Below are 17,036 nucleotides of genomic sequence, written 5' to 3'. Positions count from 1 at the left end.
CCAATTCAAGAAAATGCGACCAAAACATTTTACATATTGTCAGTTGTAACAGCAATCGTTATTTATATATATCAATTAATGGGTGGAACGAACTATTGTAAAAGAGGTAAAGAAATATTAGAAGATGTAATGGTATTTGTACCCCTTATAAAACATAAGGCATGATTTTAGGATACTATTCATTACTTAAATATCAGGCTGCCATTTTGGTGGCTTTTTTTATTGAACGATATGGCAGGTAAGTTGAAGAAAATGTGGTATTTTATAAATAATTGAAGAAAGGAGACTAGATATGGAGGCTAAAGAGAAAATCTACTACGAACGAAGTACGGATGAACTAAGGTTGAAAAATATAATTGCCCATAAACTTGTTCAAGAGTTTAACAATTGTCCAATCGAAGATTCAGAAAGAAAAGAGGAAATTATTAGGGAATTGTTCGGAGGTGTCGGTGGAAATCCGAGTATTGAGCATAATTTCCACTGTGACTTAGGATACAACATCCACATTGGAGACAACTTCTATGCTGGATATAATTGCACTATATTAGATATGGCAGAAGTAAGGATTGGTGACAACTGTATGATTGGTCCTAACGTTGGACTATATACGGCGGGTCATTCAATTGAACCTAAAGATAGAAACAAGAGTGGTTATGCGATTCCAATAACAATAGGCAATGATGTGTGGATTGGTGGCAGTTGTGTTATCTTACCTGGAATCACGATCGGTAATAATTCAATTATTGCTGCTGGTTCTGTTGTTACGAAGGATGTACCTACTAATTCAATAGTGGGGGGAAATCCAGCGAAAGTAATAAAAAGTATATAAATGTCTAAAGTACCAAGAAAGATTGTGAAACATTGGACTTAAAGGAACTGATGATTATGTTGAGCTACCGGGGAGTAAGAGCTCCTAACTTATAAACTAGACAGGCTTTAGCGAGAACTAAACGGCATATTATTTCAACAAGAAGAAGAGTGGCGACAAAGCCACTCTTTTTTTTCTATAGTAAAATACTTATCGAATGTTTGTGGTAGTTGTAAAATACAATTCTCCCAGAATTTCATTCACTTGATAACTATTTGGTGATAGTTCCTTGTTAATAAAATTGTTAATATCCAATTTATCAACATCATACATCACTTCAATTTCTTTAGAAAACAGAAGCTTCTCGTTTTCAAGCAAGTTAGAAAGGGGTGGCTGTTGTTTTTGTTGTGGTTCTTCTGTATTTAGAACTTGCTTTAGCCCAGCAACATAGTTTTCTAAAGGGCGTGCACCAACAATTTTTACCCCTTTGTTTTCTGCATTTACGATGATAATGGTTGGGAATCCACGAACACCTAGGCTTGCAGCAATCTTGAAATCCTCATTTAATAATTGCTGACCGATTAGTTGTTCAGCTTCCTTTACAATTGCCTTTCCATCAAGTCCAAGATTATTTACAATATCGATCAAAACGGATCCTTCTGAAATATTTTGATTAAATGCAAAAAGAGCTTCCCTTGCACGACGTAAATATTCATTGGCTAATGCGTCATTATGATTTTTTTGAATCACTTTAAATACTCGAGAAGGAGGATAGGAAGATTGCACTGGATTATCAAACATAAGAGTCCCATCAATTGGCATGCGGGAATATTCTCCCACTTCTCTCCAATGCCCAGCGACGTCAGCAGGCTTATAGATACCATTTGCAGGATCAATTGGTCCATCATGCCATTTTTCCAGCAACCCACCCATAACCGTATGGAAGTTGAAATAGTGGCTAAACTGTTCTACAAAACGGCGAAGTACTGGTTCGAGTGCCCAGCAATGTGAGCAAATAGGGTCTGTCACATAATATAAATCGACGGTTTTCTTTGGCTGGTGGAAATCAATAATCTCCATCTCTTCCTCCCCGGCTACACCACATACACCTGTTTCTAAATCACAAATCATTTTATTGTTTTCATTCATATGAAAATACCACCTTTATGTTTGTTTAAATGAAAAGAAGGCACATAGAGTTGCCCATTTAGAATTGATTTCCTTTTTGTTGTACAATTGCATTGTAGTACATAACGAAACATACTAATACCGATAGATAATTGGATTTATCGTATATACAACACATTTCATAAATTGTCGTAAAAGTAGGAGTGACTTTGTAATGAATCAAGAAAAAACGGACCCTCGAATTCTTCGGACACGTAAATTAATCATGGATTCTTTTATTGAACTTTCAGGTAAAAAAGAATTCAAGGATATTACCATTAAAGATATTACAACAGAGGCTATGGTCAATCGTGCGACGTTTTATTATCATTTCGAGGATAAATATGACTTATTAGAAAAGGTATTATCAGAGGTCCTGTTGATTAATTTGAATTCTGATCAAGTTGAGCAAGATGAACTAAATGAAGAAGCAATTGTGAGGGTCTTTTTAGCCATTACGAATTTTCAAAATTCCTTATCCAATCGTTGCCATAGCGGGTACGAAGATACTATAGCTCGCATTATAAGAGAACAACTAGAAATTATTTTTTACAAAATGTTGTTAAAAAGACATTCAATTGACGAAAATCAAGCACGAAAGAGAACTGCTGTCATGTTAAGTTGGGGACTCTACGGAGCATCTGTAGAATGGAGAAGAGATACAGGAGTACCACCGGAAGAATTTATTAAATCACTAATCCCTTTTATTATGTATGGGATTGATTTTGAGCCTTTAAATCGATTATGATTACAAAAAAATTGAACAGGTTCCATTTATATTGAAGAGGAAAAGGGTGCTGATACAGCCTTTCCTTTTTAATGGTCGCTGCGGCGGTCTTTTTTCTTGTTGAGCTAAAGGGGCAGGGTAATGGAAAAGGCAACTATTTAGGCAAATTATGATAACTTAGGTCATTTTCAACAAGGTTGAGTATTTCTCACAAAGGAGATATATGCCAAATGGAAAAATCACTATCAGCGACTTTTTATGTGATTCGCCGCACATTTTTTTCATTTCCACCATTGCCACCATTTCTTTTGCTGGGCGGCTGCAATCTGTAATCTGACTTCTTCCTCCATCAGCTTACTTCGTTCTACCATCAGTTGCTCTGAACGATCTACAAACCTTGCAATTTGGTTTATCTTTTCTTCGAGATAAGCTTCCCGTACGGCTTTCTCTTTTAAAAGTTTAATTAAATCAAGGTTTATTCGCTCTAAATGTTCAATTCTTTCCAATAGCTCATAGTGGTTTCGAGCCAGCTCTATATCTCGCTCATCTGTTTTCTGAACCGATTCTGTTTGGCTTTCCGCTCTATTTTCTTCAGAAGATCTTGCTATCTCTTCTTCAGACATCACTAAAAGCTCGTTAGGATCTTCTAGATCATTCGTGATTTCTACTGGTCCTGATACTGTATCCGATTTTTTTTGTTCAGAAACAGACGCCATCGCTGCTTCAACAGAATGTTCCAAAGTCATATCTTCCTGCTTACTGAATTCAATTAATTGACGGAGTATGTTAACATCTTGATCAAAAAATCCCCTGTGACCTCTAGTATTACGATGAATATGATACCCATGCTTTTCCAAGATATTAGCGTACTTGCGTAAAGTACTGCTATTTATTTTAAGCATTTTTTGTGCATCTCTGGGCGAATACATTTCACTCATAACCTTACACCTCCGCAATAGTTTAGCATCTTAATCCTATAACTTTTAGTAAGATAACACTCTATTATTTAAGTATATAAAGAAAACTATGATAAAATTGTCGAACCAACAGAGTGTAACCACAATGTAAATAGATTGTTAGATTAATGAAAGAAACAGTTAATTTATTTGATTTGAATGCTAGAAATATAGTCTTTTAAACTTGAAAGAAATTTGGAATAGAAAGTGTAACTTACTCGTAGATTTTAAAAGAACTTGTAGTTTACCTCTAATAAAAATTTTTCGTAAGGAGTATTACTATATGAATCGAGCGAATCTACGTATTATTGATTTAAGTGTCTCTCTAGATAATGCTGCAAAGGAACCATTTCCACCGGAAATTCACTATGGATCACATGAGGAAGGGGCACAACAAGCAGCACATGTTTTGGGGTTGAAACCTAGCGATTTTCCAGACAGTGCAGCATGGGCAGTAGAAACGGTTACCTTAACTACACACACAGGTACTCATGTTGACGCCCCTTGGCACTATGCTTCAACTACTGCGGGTGAGCCTTCTAGAACCATTGATGAACTGCCTCTTGAATGGTTCTACGGCCATGGAGTTCTGTTCGATTTTAGTGATAAACCACCAGGCTATGAGATTGGAATGGCAGATTTTGAAAAACAATTAGAAGCGATGAACTATCAATTGCAGCCATACGATATAATTCTTGTCCGAACGGATGCAGATAAAAAATATTATCAGGAAAATTATGCAGGTGTTCATGCAGGTGTTTCGGCTGAGGCAACTAGGTGGCTGATTCAAAAGGGGATTAAGGTGATGGGCACGGATGGATGGGGGTGGGATATTCCGCTTTACAAACAAGCTGAGGATTTTAAAAAGAACCCTCGCGAAGGTGTCCTTTGGGCCGCACATTATGTTGGAAAAGAAGCGGAGTATTGCCAAATTGAAAAACTGGCCAACTTAGATTTACTGCCAAAAAGAATTGGTTTTAAAGTGGCTGTTTTTCCTGTAAAGATCAAAGGAGCAAGTGCAGGATGGGCACGCCCTGTAGCTATTTTTGAGTAAAGAAATGTAATCAACAAGACTTTTGTACTACCAAAATTTACAGCTAGCTTCCAAATTGGTTAGATGTTATATTGTTAATAGTCCAACAAGGACACTAAGAACGGGTCAGGGCGGGAACGCAGCAGCCATAATTCGTGAAATTGTGTGGACTATTACATAATCAGAACACAAGAACCGATAAACCTCTAAAAGTAAACCCCCTTAAGATGGACTAATGAAATCCAGCTTAGGGGGTTTTTGTATAGTTAAGGTTTCTTTAAAAGGTTGATGAAGGCCAAATCCCTTTGAGAAAACAGGGAAAGTGGTCTTCATAAAGACGATGAGGGCCAAATCGCTTCGAAAAAACAAAGAAAGTGGTCTTCATAAAGTCTTCATAAAGGCGATGAAGGCCGAATCCCTTTGAAAAAACAGAAAAATGGTCTTCAGAAAACAGATGAAGACCAAATCCTTTTTAGTAAAACAAAGAAAGTGGTCTTCGTATCGTAAAAGAGTTTATGTAATCTCTTGCGGAACCAAGATAACAAGGACTATAAGTATGTTAACACAATGTGCTAGTCCAAACCGCAATTATTGTGCTCCTATAAATCGATAAAGTGCTCATGAAATGGCTATAAGCCAGGTTTTGTACTCCCATACTGCAAACGGCAGCAAGCCTCGTACAGGAAGTAGTAGTCATATAACTATCGATCTAAGACCGATTCATCCGTTAGGTTCATTTCCCGCAGGATGATGCCCCTACCTAAATTTGGGTTGCTCGCTCGTGGGGTTTACCCGTTCCACCTTTTCCGTTTCCAGAAAAGTCTCGTCACTGTGGCACTTTCAGGTTATTCTCAGCATATCCAGATGGACTTAGCATGATTTCACCGCCGTCAGTCGAACATGTGCGACTGCCCACTCTTGCGAATGGCACGAACACTACAGGCATCTCAGCACTGTGCGAGCCTGGACTTTCCTCAGCTCCTGTAAAAGGAACCGCGACTACTCACCATTTCATGTTTATCCATTTTTTCAAAAGCGACAATATCTACTATATCATTATAAATAGTAAAAATCGTTAGTAGGTTCTTTCCATTGTTTCCAACCATAGTTTATAACGAACTTAAAAACGTATTATATATAGAAGATACCCACAATATTTATCGAAATGCACAGGACTTTTGAACTACCAGAATTTACAGCTAGCTTCCAATTCAGATGGATGATATAGTTACTCTTGTAAGTTCTTAACGGAACTTATGCGAAAGGTTTTTTTACAGAGAAGTACTCAAGAGGCTGAAGAGGCGCCCCTGCTAAGGGTGTAGGTCGAGTAACCGGCGCGAGGGTTCAAATCCCTTCTTCTCTGCCATTCTATTATGGGAATGTCTTGGTATCGACAGGGATCGTTTGAGCTTATATGGCGAGTCGAGGGCATCGGCCTCGTAAAAACGATAAAGCCTAATAACTGGCAAACAAAATAATAACTTCGCTTTCGCTGCTTAATAACAGACGATAGCGGTTCCACCTTTCATCGTCCATGTGGCAGGGTAAGGGACTCATTCAAAGTGGACTACGCCGAATTCCACCGTCTGAGGATAAAGGAAGAGAATAACCAGACTAGCTGCTTCCATGCCTGTCAGTAGGCTAACGAAGTGAGCGATAACTAATTTTACTGACTACACTCGTAGATGTATAAGTGTCAAGATCTTTGCACACGGGTTCAACTCCCGTCATTTCCACTAAAATTTATTTGAAAAAGCAAATAACATAGCATTTTTCCGCAGTAGCTCAGTGGTAGAGCTATCGGCTGTTAACCGATCGGTCGTAGGTTCGAGTCCTACCTGCGGAGTTATAGTCCAACAAAGACACTAAGAACGGGTCAGGGCGGGAACGCAGCAGCCATAATTCGTGAAATTGTGTGGGCTATTACATAAACAGAACAAAATAACGCTAAACTCCCATATGGAGTTTAGCGTTTTTATTTGTCCTAAAAGTAGTTTTTTGATTGTTACAAGCGTAGTTTGTAAGTTAAGCTTTAAAACTATCTTGCCATTTCAGTAAACGATTTTCTAACAAGCGGACAACGGAATCCGATATTTTTCCTGCAAGGGCAAAAATAATGATTCCTACAAAAACCGTGTCAGTCTGCATAAAAGAACGTGCATCTTGAATCATGAAACCCACCCCTCGATCTGCACCTAACAATTCAGCGACCACCAAGCACATCCAAGCCGCACTTAAAGCTAAGCGTATCCCAAGTAAGATATTAGGCAAAGAGGCTGGAATCATCAGCTTTGTTATTTGCTGGGTTCGGCTGTATTCTAGGATTCGAGCAACCTCGTAGAGTTTTTTATCGACATTGCGAATGCCTAAAAAGGTTTGTAAATAGAGAGGAAAAAAGGCACCTAAAGCAATGAGCAAGATTTTCGATAATTCACCAAAACCGAACCACATGATAAAAAGTGGAGTAATCACAAGCAATGGGACAGTCCGCAGCATTTGAAAACTCGGGTTTAAATATTCCTCCGATTTTTTGTTCATTCCCACGATGACACCCATCAATAGACCGAAAAATCCTCCTAAAACGAAGCCGAGAAGTGCTCGGGTTAAGCTGATTTGTAAATGCTTTGCCATCTCTCCTGATTGAACCAGTTCAATAAAGCGAGAAACAATTAAAAACGGTGACGAAAATAATTGTGCTGGCAAGATCCCGAATGTACTTAAAATCTGCCATAAAATCACTACTAATATAGGGAGAAATATTCCCCGCCAAACAGCAGTATTTTTTGATAATTTGGCTTTCTTTTTCTTCATCGAAATAGCTTTGTTCTGGGTAATCGTTTGTGTCGACATTTCCATCATCCTTTCTAAGTTTTGAGTTAAATGCTCCAATCTTCTAATTCATTGACATGGTGGTCAAGGGATTTCAATATTACGGTTCTATATTCTTGGAATGACTTATTGGTCCTTGTTCTTGGATAAGGCAGATCAATCGAAACGATTCCCTTTATCCTTCCAGGCTTAGCATCCATAACAACGACTTTAGACGATAAAAAAACCGCCTCATCAATATCATGGGTTACTAACACCATGGTGGTTTGATTTTCCTTCCATATTTCCAACAAGGCTTCTTGAAGATGGTTGCGGGTAAAAGCATCTAGTGCCCCAAAAGGTTCGTCTAACAATAAGACTTCAGGATTCCTCAGCAAAGCCCTGGCAATGGCCACACGCTGAGACATTCCTCCAGATAATTGGCGTGGATACGCTTTTTCAAATCCTTTCAGTTTAACAAGTGAGAGTAATTGGTCTACCTTTGAACGGATATTTGGATTTTTTAATGAAAGGTTTCCTGAGATATTCTGTTCTACATTTAACCAAGGAAATAATCGATGCTCTTGAAAAATAAAGCCGCGATCCTTAGAAGGACCATTCACGAATTTTTCACCTATCCTAATCTGACCTTCAAAATCCAAATCCAGCCCGGCAATTAATTTTAATAGGGTACTTTTACCGCAGCCGCTGGGACCAATAATGGTTAAAAACTCACCTTGTTTAATGGAGAGATCAAAATCCTCTAAAACATGAATCCTTTCCTGGTCATTCCTAAATGTTTTTCTTACGTGGTCAATCTTCACAGCTGACACCATTATCATCATCCATCCTTTCTGAAATAAAAAAGAGATTCAGCGAAAAGACATTTCTGTCCTTTTGCTGAATCTCTAGAAGACTAGTCGATTCATGCGAATGACTTAATTTACAAAATACCTTATCATGGAATTTATTTGAACGCAACACTTTAAAACCAACTAAATTTATAGGAATAATAAATTTTTAATTGACAGATTATTTTGTTTCCTGTTAAGATGCATTCATATACAAACGACTTACCAATTTAATCCATAGTGATAGGAATCCACTAGGCGACTAGAGATTCAACAAAGAGAAGTGTCAACACTCTCTTCGTTGGATCTCTTTTTTATTTATTATAAAGCCGACTATCCCACTAGGTTAAATTAGGTATGGAGTGATAGGAGGAGATGAAAGAAGGTAAAAACGTTTTTATGTTGCTTGGACCGAATAGCAAAGTACTTATTTGAAAAAAAATCTAACAAAATATTGATTTGGAGGAAAAGATAATGACAAATCTTCAAGCAAAACAAATAAAAGTAGTACCGGTAGCAGGGAGAATTGGTGCAGAAATTCAGGGTGTACAACTAAGCGGGGATTTGGAACCAGGTATTTTAAACGAAATCAAACAAGCGCTAAATGAATACAAGGTCGTATTTTTCAAAGGTCAAAATCATTTAACTGATGGAAATCAGGAAGCATTTGCGAAGTTATTAGGAGAGCCATATGTTCATCCCACAGTTCCCGTGAAAAATAATACCAACTATATCTTTGAATTAGACTCTCAAGTAGGGGCAAAAGCGAACCATTGGCATACGGATGTCACGTTTGTCCCAGAAGTTCCTAAATACTCCATCTTAAGAGGGGTGACGATCCCAGAAGTTGGCGGAGATACGGTGTGGGCCAATACCAATACAGCGTATGAAGATCTTCCAGAAGGATTGAGAAAATTAGCAGATACGTTGTGGGGAATCCATTCAAATGAATATGATTATGCCCAATTCAAACGGAGTGATAGTGAGGTTAATGAGGTTACAAGGAAATATCGTGCTGTTTTTGAATCAACGGTTTTTAAAACAAGACATCCAGTTGTTCATGTTCACGCGGAAACAGGGAAAAAGCATTTGTTACTAGGCGGATTTGCCGGAAAATTAGAAGGCTATTCAACAAGTGAATCTGAAAGACTATTAAGTATCTTTGATTCTTATGTGAGTCGCTTGGAAAATACTGTCCGCTGGAAATGGGCGGAGGGCGATGTGGTTATTTGGGATAACTTGGCCACCCAACACTATGCGGTTGCAGACTATGGAGATTCCCATCGAGTGGTACGGCGCGTAACCGTTGGAAAAAATGTTCCAGTTAATCAAGAAAATGAAATAAGCAGATTAATTATTAAGAAATAATACTCTACTGTTTTTGAAAAAAGAATCACGGGAGGTTCCAGTAAGGGCTCCACACCTTACTGAATCTCTTTTTTATCATCGTTTGCTACATACGAGGAGGAATTGAGATGGAAAAATATCGTAAGCATGTATTTGGATTTGTATTGACTATTCTTATCATTTTCTTATTAGCAGGATGCAGTTCATCCATAGGAAAAACAAACGCCCAAAACAAAAATGAACCAGTAGAGGTGAATATTGCGTTAAATGGGAAAATGGGACCATTGGCGATTGCCCGCGAAAAAGGGTGGTTTGAAGAAGAGTTCAAGGCCTTAAATGCGAAAGTGAAATGGAGTGAATTCACAAGCGGGCCGCCGCTATTAGAATCGCTTGCATCGAATCGTGTTGATTTATCGTTTTTAGGAGATGGCGCGTTAATCGCGGGTATTGATAAAAATCTGCCATTCGAGGTGATTGGGCAAACCGGTACGGGAGAATCGAACGTACGAATTTTAGTTCAAAAGAATGGGGACATCAAGAACGTCAATGATTTAAAGGGGAAAACGGTTGGTGTTCCACTTGGTACAACTGCCCAAGTGTATTTAATTAAGGCTTTAAAAGCAAATGGTTTAACGATTAATGATGTAAAACTGATTAATCTTCAACCGGATGATGCCCAAGCAGCCTTTCAATCAAAAAAATTAGATGCTTGGGCCGCCTGGAATCCCTACTATTTAAATAATGTGGAAAATGGTAATGCGGTCGCTCTTGATGTGAACAAAAAAATATTTGCCCCGGGTGCCATCATTGCCCGCAATGATTTTGCGAAAGAACATCCTGATCTTGTTCAAGCATATTTACGAGTTTACAAAAAAGCTGCTGATTGGCAAATTGCTAACCCGAATGAAGCATCTAAGATTTATTCTGCTCAAACAAAACTTCCAGCGGATCTTATTTATAAGATCATCACAGCAGAAAAACCATCGATATTTTTTACAGAAGAGTCTATCAACGCACAACAAGAATCCATTAATACCTTGGCTGCTGCCGGTTACATCAAAAAATCATTTAATTATAAAGATCAAATCCACAATGAATTTATTGATAAAGCATTTAAAAAATAACACCAATAAAAGATGAACAAAAAATGCTAAACTCTAACTTATTTGAGTTTAGCGTTTTTCGATTTTCGTTCAAAATGTATTCCATAGGGTACAATCGATCTAAAGGAGATGTTCCGACATGACCGATAGAGAACTTTGGATTAGATCAAGGGTTGCAAGAGGTAAGAGGGGATATTATTGGATTAGACCAAGGATTAAAAGAAGTCAAAAGGGATATTGTTAGTCTAGACAAAAGGTTAGAGGTCCAAAATGAAATACTTAGGACATTTAAATATGATATTGATTTTATTAATGAAAAATAAGCAAAACAGGATTTAAAAATAAATCGAATTAGTAAACAACTCGAAGTCAGAAAATAGAGACCTCGAGTTGCTGTGTGTATCAATTATAAATAATAAAAAAATCGTTTAAAAATCATGAAAGAACTTCTGCTGCTATTAGTTTATAGGACTCAATCCGGTCCCGCGGAGAGTCTGTAATTGTCACAATCATAATTTCATCCACTTTATATTTAGCTTGTAACTCAATCAGTTTGTTTTTACACTCCTTTGGATTGCCTATAATCATATTTTGTTTCATTTTGGCCAATTTTTCAATTTCTTTCCCATCTAGTTCATATTCCTTGGCTTCTTGAATGGAAGGGATATATTGTCCTTCACCTTTTTCTTTTTGTAAGGCCCAAATCAGATTACTCAAGGCAATCTCTTCCGCTTCTTCTGAAGTTTCCGCACAAATCACAGTTACAGTTAGCAATACTTCCGGAACCTCACCTTGTTTCCTAGGTTGAAAGGCATTCAGATATTGTTCAATAATCGCTGCTCCATCATTTTCACTCATGAATTGACCAAATGCATAGGACAAGCCATTTTCTGCGGCAAGTAATGCACTTTTTTTACTTGTGCCAAGAATCCATGGCATTGGGGTTGTATCTGGTATTGGCGCGGCAGCAACAGTTGCGTACTTATGGTCTTTAGGAAAATCATGATCGAAAAAATGAATTAATTCTTCTACTAAGTTTGGCATTTTATATACCTGTTGTAAGAAGTTATCAGATAAAGCATTTGTGACCTCAGCTGAACCGCCTGGTGCACGGCCAATGCCAATATCGATGCGATTTGGAAACAACGTAGCCAGCATATTGTATACTTCTGCTACTTTATAAGGTTTATAATGCGGCAATAATACTGCCCCTGAGCCGATTCTAATCTTTTTCGTATGTGCTCCAATATAACTTAGCATCACTTCAGGTGCCGAACAGGCAAGGCCTGGTAAATCATGATGTTCGGCAATCCAATACCGAGTATACCCAAGCGATTCCCCAGCTTGCGCAAGCTTCATCGATTCAATTAACGCATCTTGCGCGGTTTGGTTGGAGGAAATCGGTGATTGATCTAATATGCTTAATTTCACCACATCATGCCACCTTTCCTAATTCTTCACTTCAAGTAAAGATAATTGAAACTCTCCAACTTGTCCTTTTTCATAAAGGTTTGTAATAGAAGTAGAATATTGCTGAATCTTTCCTTTAAACGATAAGTCCTTTTCAGGAACTTTCACATCAAAGATTCCATTGTATAATAGAGTTGTAATGTCATGATATTCCTCACTATTCACTTTAAAATCAATGAAAATTTTATGTGAACCGTGCTCTGTCTCTTCTTTATATTTTCAACATGGATCACTGTATCATATAAGATTATTTCTTTAATCAAAAACTCATCCCCCTGAATAAGATGTATGAAAAATAAATTCCAAAACCATAAAATAACAGTTGACGAAATGAACTGTAACAATTAAATTTACAGTATAGATCTTTTGCAAATGAGTTGCTTGAGAGGAAATTATATAATCTTTGTTGTTAAACTGTAAAGTTTTTTATTACATTTTATAGTCCTGTAGCGTGAAAAAAAATAAATTAATGGAGCGTGAAAAATGATGGTGACTTTGTATACAACAACGAGCTGTGCTTCTTGCCGAAAAGCAAAAGCTTGGCTTGAGGAACATCATATTGATTTTGAAGAAAGAAACTTATTATCTAAGCCACTTACAGTTGATGAAATTAAATCGATTCTTCGTCTGACAGAAGAGGGTACGAGCGAAATTGTTTCAACAAATTCAAAAACCTTCCAGGAATTGAATATAAATATTGAAACTCTCCCGCTTAATGAATTTTATCAATTAATCATTGAGAACCCTAAAATGTTACGCCGGCCTATTATCATGGACGAAAAAAGATTACAGGTTGGATATAATGACGAAGAAATTCGAAGTTTTCTGCCTCGTAAACTTCGCACATTTTTGAACAACGAAATGCAAAAAATGGCTAATTGATTTAAAACATTAAGTAAAAATTAAATATTTGACAATTCAATCTGTAACGATTAGTATTACAGTACGAAAATGAATGAAAAATAGTTGTGATTGTTTCTTAGGAGGCAGACCATGAACAGTGATTTTACACTCGCCATCCATAGTTTAACTTTTCTTGCGCTGCAGCCGGATCGGATGTCAACCAGTGATGCTATTTCTGAAAGTGCCGGAGTTCACCCGGTACGAATCCGTAAAGTGCTAAGTTTATTAAAAAAACATGGATTTATAAAATCGAAAGAGGGAACGGGCGGCGGCTTTCTTTTTGCTCTCGATTTAAGTGATATTAATCTTTGGGATATATATAAGATTACATCTGAAGGCGCCCTGCAGCCTAAATGTCCTGAATCAAATGCAAAATGTATTGTTGGCGCCAATATGCAAAATGTCCTATGTAGTATTTTTTGGGGAGCAGAAGTACATCTGGGTGAATATCTTAAGGACTACACCATTAAAGAAATAGTAGATCTTATTAATAAAGAAAAATAAGTGGCATCCTTGCAGACTTATTTTTCATTTAAATGTAATAAAAAATATTACAGTTTGTCAAAATAATTGAAGAAGGTGAGATAGATGTTATCCAATAATAAGGCAATTTTAAAAACAGGTGATTGGATTAAAGGAAAAGCTCGGGATGGGGAATTATTCATTGGTTATATTGAATCACTGTCGCTAGAAATTATGGAAGAAGTAGTTAAGGTAACAGTAGTCACAAGTGATAACAATGAAATGATTGGAAAAACTATTCCTATTTTAAGGAAGCGGGTTAATAAACTGCCGATTTCTAAAGCGATTAACAAGGAACAGATCCGATTTCTTATTGACCTGGCTTTATCGACAGGGGATGAGGAATGGTTTTTGGAGCTTTCTTCTAAATTAACCTCAATAAAGCAGCTAGTAAATGAAGTATATTAAAATCGGTATATTTGATTCATTAAACCAAACGGAATAGTTCTAATAATTCATTGTAAAATAGCATTTTCCATCGGGGAAAATGCTATTCATATTTAACCTCTATTATAGTCTAGCAAAACGTTTACCGTATACCTTTATCACAGTTATCATAAAATAATGACAAAATAAAGGATCAAATAAAACATAACCATATTGGAGGTATTTCTTTTGAGGATTTTTAGTAAGGAAAAAGAAACACCTTAACCTCTGCAGAAGTTTCCGCTCTTTGGCTTCAATATATGGGTGATAGCATGGCTATATGTGTATATAAATATTTTCTTAAAATCGTTGAAGACCGTGAGATCAAACGCATTATAGAATACTCATTACAGTTATCTGAGAGCCAAATCACAAAAATTAGCGAATTCCTGAAGAGTGCAAATTTCCAAGTCCCTATCGGTTTTACAGAGAATGATGTGAATCTGGATGCTCCGCGTTTGTTTACTGACTCATTTTTACTTTTTTACTCCAAAATTATGACCATTCATGGGTTAAACGCATATAGCTTGGCGTTTACAAACTCAGAGCGAAACGATATTCAAAATTATTTTTTGAATGTCAAGTGACATCCAAAGAATTGTTTCAAAAATTTTAGTGATTTGCCTGCGATTTTTATTGAGATTTTAAGTTTTGCACCTCAACTGTAAACCCGTTACTTTTCTATTGGTACGTTATTTTTAAATTATTTTAGCTTATTGTTAGGAGCTTAAATTAGTCGCCAGACAAACAGATAATAAAGACCAAATACAAGAAAAACAAGGATTAAAGAAAAGGATAGGTAAATAACCATTAATTTTGAAAATCTAAATGTTTGATTATTAATTTCCTTTCCTTTTTTAAAATAAGAAATGGTTGTAATGATTAATGCAATGATTCCAACGACAATAGAAGCTAAACCAATCACTCTAGCTAAGGTATCTGCCATATTTATTTTGATCGTAAGCGTTGAAAAATGCAGATTAGTGATTAAGAAACCTACTCCCATGATGGTAATACTTGTTCTAATCCATGCAAGATAGGTTCTTTCATTTGCCAAATGCTGCTGAATATATTTTGAATCAATAGATTGCTTTTCTATATTTTCTGAATTGATCGAACTTTTACGTGCTTCATTCATATTTATACCTCAGTATTTAGATATCGATCTTTTGAAAATCCTTTCATTCTGCGAACAGTCATTAATAATACAATGGAAATCACCTGTGAAAGTCTTAAATGACTTGTTAACATTAAGCTGTAAGTTCTCATTCCCTCGATAAAGAACATGCCAATTGAATACCAGATAGGATAAGTAAAGAACATCTCGCACGGCGAAAATTAACCTTTCTTAATGAAATTAAGAGAATGTACGCTTATTGGTCTTAAATGAAAAGCAATGAGATTTAAGGGATAAATTTAGTTTGCACAATAAAAAAATCCTCCTTAAATTTTTTAAAACTTCCAGTCAAAATTTATTATAACATCCATAAAGAGCTTTAACAGAATATGAAGAAAAGTTAATACTTGACAAAAAAGTGGTAGAAGGTATTTGGAATGGATTAATGAGATAGAAAAGATACTAATTTTGAATGAAGGGGGATTAAAATTTACATAAAATAAAAATCAGGAAGGAAAATGTTGATGTTTGATTATACAGTTGCTACAGATAAAAATGTGGAAGAAGCAATTCAAAGCCTGGAGGAAAACCTAAAGCAAGAGAACTTTGGTGTTTTATGGAAGTTTGATATTAAAGAAAAGCTTCAGGATAAGGGTTTAGACTTTGATAAAGAGTTTAAAGTGTTGGAAGTATGTAACCCACAAGAAGCTCAAAGAGTATTAAATGAAAACGAAATGGCGGGATACTTCCTGCCTTGTAAAATAGTTGTTTTTGAAGATCATGGAAAAACGAAAATGGGGATGCCAAAACCAACAGCACTTATTAGTCTTCTGAATGATGAAAAGATGAAGCAATTAGCACAGGACATTGAAGATCGGCTAATTAGTTGTATAAATAGCAGTATTTAATTAAAGCATGCAAAGAAATGAGCATACAACCAATATGCTCATTTTTATCTATTTTAATAAACGGAAAGAAAACGTAAAAATACAGTTGACAATATACCCTTATGGGTATAATATATAACTTGTCAATGCTGTTCCTTTCACTGTTAAAGGAAGTTTTAGGTGACATTTCTAGTTGGATGTACAATTGTTATACTATATTTTTCATTTAAAAGATATTTTCCCGTGTTTGGTGTTCATAATATTCATTTTAAGGATCTTGAATTGGATAAAATAAGATTATAGATGTAAGAGATTACAACGAATCTTTTAAGGAACCAATCGAAGGTGTAATAAATTTACCGATTGCCTATCTGAAAAGAAATCACATTGAAATTCCAGATAGTGATTTACATTTAGTTGTATCAAGTTTACTTGAAAAAAATATTGGAATACGTTTTTTAAGGAAAAAGGGATTTAAAGTACTTGGATATTCGATTATTAAGCCAAACACACTATTGCTGAAGGAAAATAAATTAAAAATAGAAATTAATAGTTGAAGGAGGTAAAAAACATGGATTACAATGAACAAGTCAAAAATAGAGTGAAACGTATTGAAGGGCAGCTAAGAGGAATTCTAAGGATGATGGAAGAAAATAAGGATTGCAAAGAAGTCATCACCCAGTTATCTGCTGCAAGAACGGCTATTGATCGCACTATTGGTGTGGTAGTAAGTTCTAACTTAGTGGAGTGTGTTCAAAAAGCTAATGATACTGGAGAAAAAAGTATGGAAGAATTAGTAAAAGAAGCTGTTAATTTGCTTGTAAAAAGTCGATAAAAAAGGGTTGACACCCTCTTTTATTTTTAATAATATTATACCCGTAGGGGTAATGGTAATAAAAAAGGAGGATACA

General features: G+C 36.1%; 17 protein-coding genes, 2 tRNA genes, 4 other RNA genes and 2 pseudogenes. 16 read left to right on the top strand and 9 right to left on the bottom strand.

Features of this window, described 5'->3' with window-relative positions; all coding sequences use genetic code 11:
• Positions 1–292: 292 nt before the first annotated feature.
• Complete coding sequence (locus E2K98_RS19320) at positions 293–829, top strand: sugar O-acetyltransferase (RefSeq protein ID WP_133336974.1); 537 nt, start codon at positions 293–295, stop codon at positions 827–829.
• Positions 830–1,018: 189 nt separating this feature from the next.
• Here the strand turns inward: E2K98_RS19320 and E2K98_RS19315 are convergent, their stop codons facing one another.
• Positions 1,019–1,957 (bottom strand): DsbA family oxidoreductase, encoded by a 939-nt coding sequence (locus E2K98_RS19315; RefSeq protein ID WP_133336973.1) that lies wholly within the window; start codon positions 1,955–1,957, stop codon positions 1,019–1,021.
• A gap of 193 nt (positions 1,958–2,150) precedes the next feature.
• Here E2K98_RS19315 and E2K98_RS19310 point away from each other — a divergent pair, with 193 nt between their 5' ends.
• Positions 2,151–2,723, top strand: coding sequence for a TetR/AcrR family transcriptional regulator (locus E2K98_RS19310; protein ID WP_133336971.1), 573 nt, complete (start codon positions 2,151–2,153; stop codon positions 2,721–2,723).
• A gap of 260 nt (positions 2,724–2,983) precedes the next feature.
• Here the strand turns inward: E2K98_RS19310 and E2K98_RS19305 are convergent, their stop codons facing one another.
• The gene (locus E2K98_RS19305; protein WP_133336969.1) at positions 2,984–3,640 is read right to left on the bottom strand and encodes a MerR family transcriptional regulator; all 657 of its coding nucleotides are present in this window, start codon (positions 3,638–3,640) and stop codon (positions 2,984–2,986) included.
• 301 nt (positions 3,641–3,941) lie between these two features.
• On the opposite strand from E2K98_RS19305, the gene E2K98_RS19300 reads away from it, so the two are divergent.
• Positions 3,942–4,712, top strand: a complete 771-nt coding sequence (locus E2K98_RS19300) for a cyclase family protein (protein ID WP_133336967.1) — start codon at positions 3,942–3,944, stop codon at positions 4,710–4,712.
• A 69-nt stretch (positions 4,713–4,781) separates the two neighbouring features.
• An RNA gene (gene ffs / locus E2K98_RS19295) (signal recognition particle sRNA small type) lies at positions 4,782–4,875 on the top strand.
• Positions 4,876–5,318: 443 nt separating this feature from the next.
• On the opposite strand, the gene rnpB is transcribed toward ffs (E2K98_RS19295), so the two are convergent.
• Positions 5,319–5,702: RNase P RNA component class B (gene rnpB, locus E2K98_RS19290), an RNA gene on the bottom strand.
• 264 nt (positions 5,703–5,966) lie between these two features.
• On the opposite strand from rnpB, the gene E2K98_RS19285 reads away from it, so the two are divergent.
• The 4 genes from E2K98_RS19285 to ffs (E2K98_RS19270) all read left to right on the top strand — a co-directional run bounded on the left by E2K98_RS19285 (position 5,967) and on the right by ffs (E2K98_RS19270) (position 6,621).
• Positions 5,967–6,057, top strand: a tRNA-Ser gene (locus tag E2K98_RS19285).
• A 9-nt stretch (positions 6,058–6,066) separates the two neighbouring features.
• Positions 6,067–6,430, top strand: a transfer-messenger RNA (tmRNA) gene (gene ssrA, locus E2K98_RS19280).
• A gap of 35 nt (positions 6,431–6,465) precedes the next feature.
• Positions 6,466–6,537 (top strand) — tRNA-Asn (locus tag E2K98_RS19275).
• Positions 6,537–6,621: signal recognition particle sRNA small type (gene ffs, locus E2K98_RS19270), an RNA gene on the top strand. Before E2K98_RS19275 ends, ffs (E2K98_RS19270) begins: the two co-directional genes overlap by 1 nt.
• Before the next feature lie 95 nt (positions 6,622–6,716).
• On the opposite strand, the gene E2K98_RS19265 is transcribed toward ffs (E2K98_RS19270), so the two are convergent.
• Together E2K98_RS19265 and E2K98_RS19260 are read right to left on the bottom strand one after the other, a co-directional pair.
• Positions 6,717–7,541 (bottom strand): ABC transporter permease, encoded by an 825-nt coding sequence (locus E2K98_RS19265; protein WP_407921220.1) that lies wholly within the window; start codon positions 7,539–7,541, stop codon positions 6,717–6,719.
• Between the two features lie 26 nt (positions 7,542–7,567).
• A complete protein-coding gene (locus E2K98_RS19260; RefSeq protein WP_133336965.1) occupies positions 7,568–8,335 on the bottom strand; it encodes an ABC transporter ATP-binding protein in 768 nt (255 codons plus the stop codon).
• Positions 8,336–8,824: 489 nt separating this feature from the next.
• Between E2K98_RS19260 and E2K98_RS19255 the strand changes: the two genes are divergently transcribed.
• Complete coding sequence (locus tag E2K98_RS19255; protein ID WP_133336963.1) at positions 8,825–9,718, top strand: TauD/TfdA dioxygenase family protein; 894 nt, start codon at positions 8,825–8,827, stop codon at positions 9,716–9,718.
• 107 nt (positions 9,719–9,825) lie between these two features.
• Positions 9,826–10,821: an ABC transporter substrate-binding protein gene (locus E2K98_RS19250; RefSeq protein ID WP_133336961.1), complete on the top strand. Its 996-nt coding sequence runs from the start codon at positions 9,826–9,828 to the stop codon at positions 10,819–10,821.
• A 414-nt stretch (positions 10,822–11,235) separates the two neighbouring features.
• On the opposite strand, the gene E2K98_RS19245 is transcribed toward E2K98_RS19250, so the two are convergent.
• Both E2K98_RS19245 and E2K98_RS19240 read right to left on the bottom strand, forming a co-directional pair.
• On the bottom strand, positions 11,236–12,231 hold the full coding sequence (locus tag E2K98_RS19245; protein ID WP_133336959.1) for an LLM class flavin-dependent oxidoreductase: 996 nt from the start codon (positions 12,229–12,231) through the stop codon (positions 11,236–11,238).
• An 18-nt stretch (positions 12,232–12,249) separates the two neighbouring features.
• Positions 12,250–12,533: pseudogene (locus E2K98_RS19240) on the bottom strand (DUF3219 family protein).
• A gap of 223 nt (positions 12,534–12,756) precedes the next feature.
• Here E2K98_RS19240 and spxA point away from each other — a divergent pair.
• The 4 genes from spxA to E2K98_RS19220 all read left to right on the top strand — a co-directional run bounded on the left by spxA (position 12,757) and on the right by E2K98_RS19220 (position 14,708).
• Complete coding sequence (spxA, locus tag E2K98_RS19235; RefSeq protein WP_026572912.1) at positions 12,757–13,152, top strand: transcriptional regulator SpxA; 396 nt, start codon at positions 12,757–12,759, stop codon at positions 13,150–13,152.
• Between the two features lie 111 nt (positions 13,153–13,263).
• Positions 13,264–13,677 carry an RrF2 family transcriptional regulator gene (locus E2K98_RS19230; RefSeq protein WP_026572913.1) on the top strand — a complete coding sequence of 138 codons (414 nt, stop codon included), beginning with the start codon at positions 13,264–13,266 and terminating at the stop codon, positions 13,675–13,677.
• Between the two features lie 84 nt (positions 13,678–13,761).
• Complete coding sequence (locus E2K98_RS19225; RefSeq protein ID WP_133336957.1) at positions 13,762–14,103, top strand: IDEAL domain-containing protein; 342 nt, start codon at positions 13,762–13,764, stop codon at positions 14,101–14,103.
• A gap of 278 nt (positions 14,104–14,381) precedes the next feature.
• Positions 14,382–14,708 carry a DUF3231 family protein gene (locus tag E2K98_RS19220; protein WP_328591985.1) on the top strand — a complete coding sequence of 109 codons (327 nt, stop codon included), beginning with the start codon at positions 14,382–14,384 and terminating at the stop codon, positions 14,706–14,708.
• A 140-nt stretch (positions 14,709–14,848) separates the two neighbouring features.
• Here the strand turns inward: E2K98_RS19220 and E2K98_RS19215 are convergent, their stop codons facing one another.
• Both E2K98_RS19215 and E2K98_RS19210 read right to left on the bottom strand, forming a co-directional pair.
• Positions 14,849–15,259, bottom strand: a complete 411-nt coding sequence (locus tag E2K98_RS19215; protein WP_133336955.1) for a YidH family protein — start codon at positions 15,257–15,259, stop codon at positions 14,849–14,851.
• 2 nt (positions 15,260–15,261) lie between these two features.
• Positions 15,262–15,488, bottom strand: a pseudogene (locus E2K98_RS19210) (prolipoprotein diacylglyceryl transferase family protein); the annotation flags it as partial.
• A gap of 274 nt (positions 15,489–15,762) precedes the next feature.
• On the opposite strand from E2K98_RS19210, the gene E2K98_RS19205 reads away from it, so the two are divergent.
• Positions 15,763–16,146, top strand: coding sequence for a DUF302 domain-containing protein (locus E2K98_RS19205; RefSeq protein ID WP_133336951.1), 384 nt, complete (start codon positions 15,763–15,765; stop codon positions 16,144–16,146).
• A gap of 550 nt (positions 16,147–16,696) precedes the next feature.
• A complete protein-coding gene (locus E2K98_RS19195; RefSeq protein WP_133336948.1) occupies positions 16,697–16,960 on the top strand; it encodes a metal-sensitive transcriptional regulator in 264 nt (87 codons plus the stop codon).
• The last annotated feature ends 76 nt before the right edge of the window (positions 16,961–17,036 follow it).

The organism is Bacillus salipaludis, from assembly GCF_004358205.1.
This window is presented reverse-complemented; position numbering and strand designations above follow the sequence as displayed.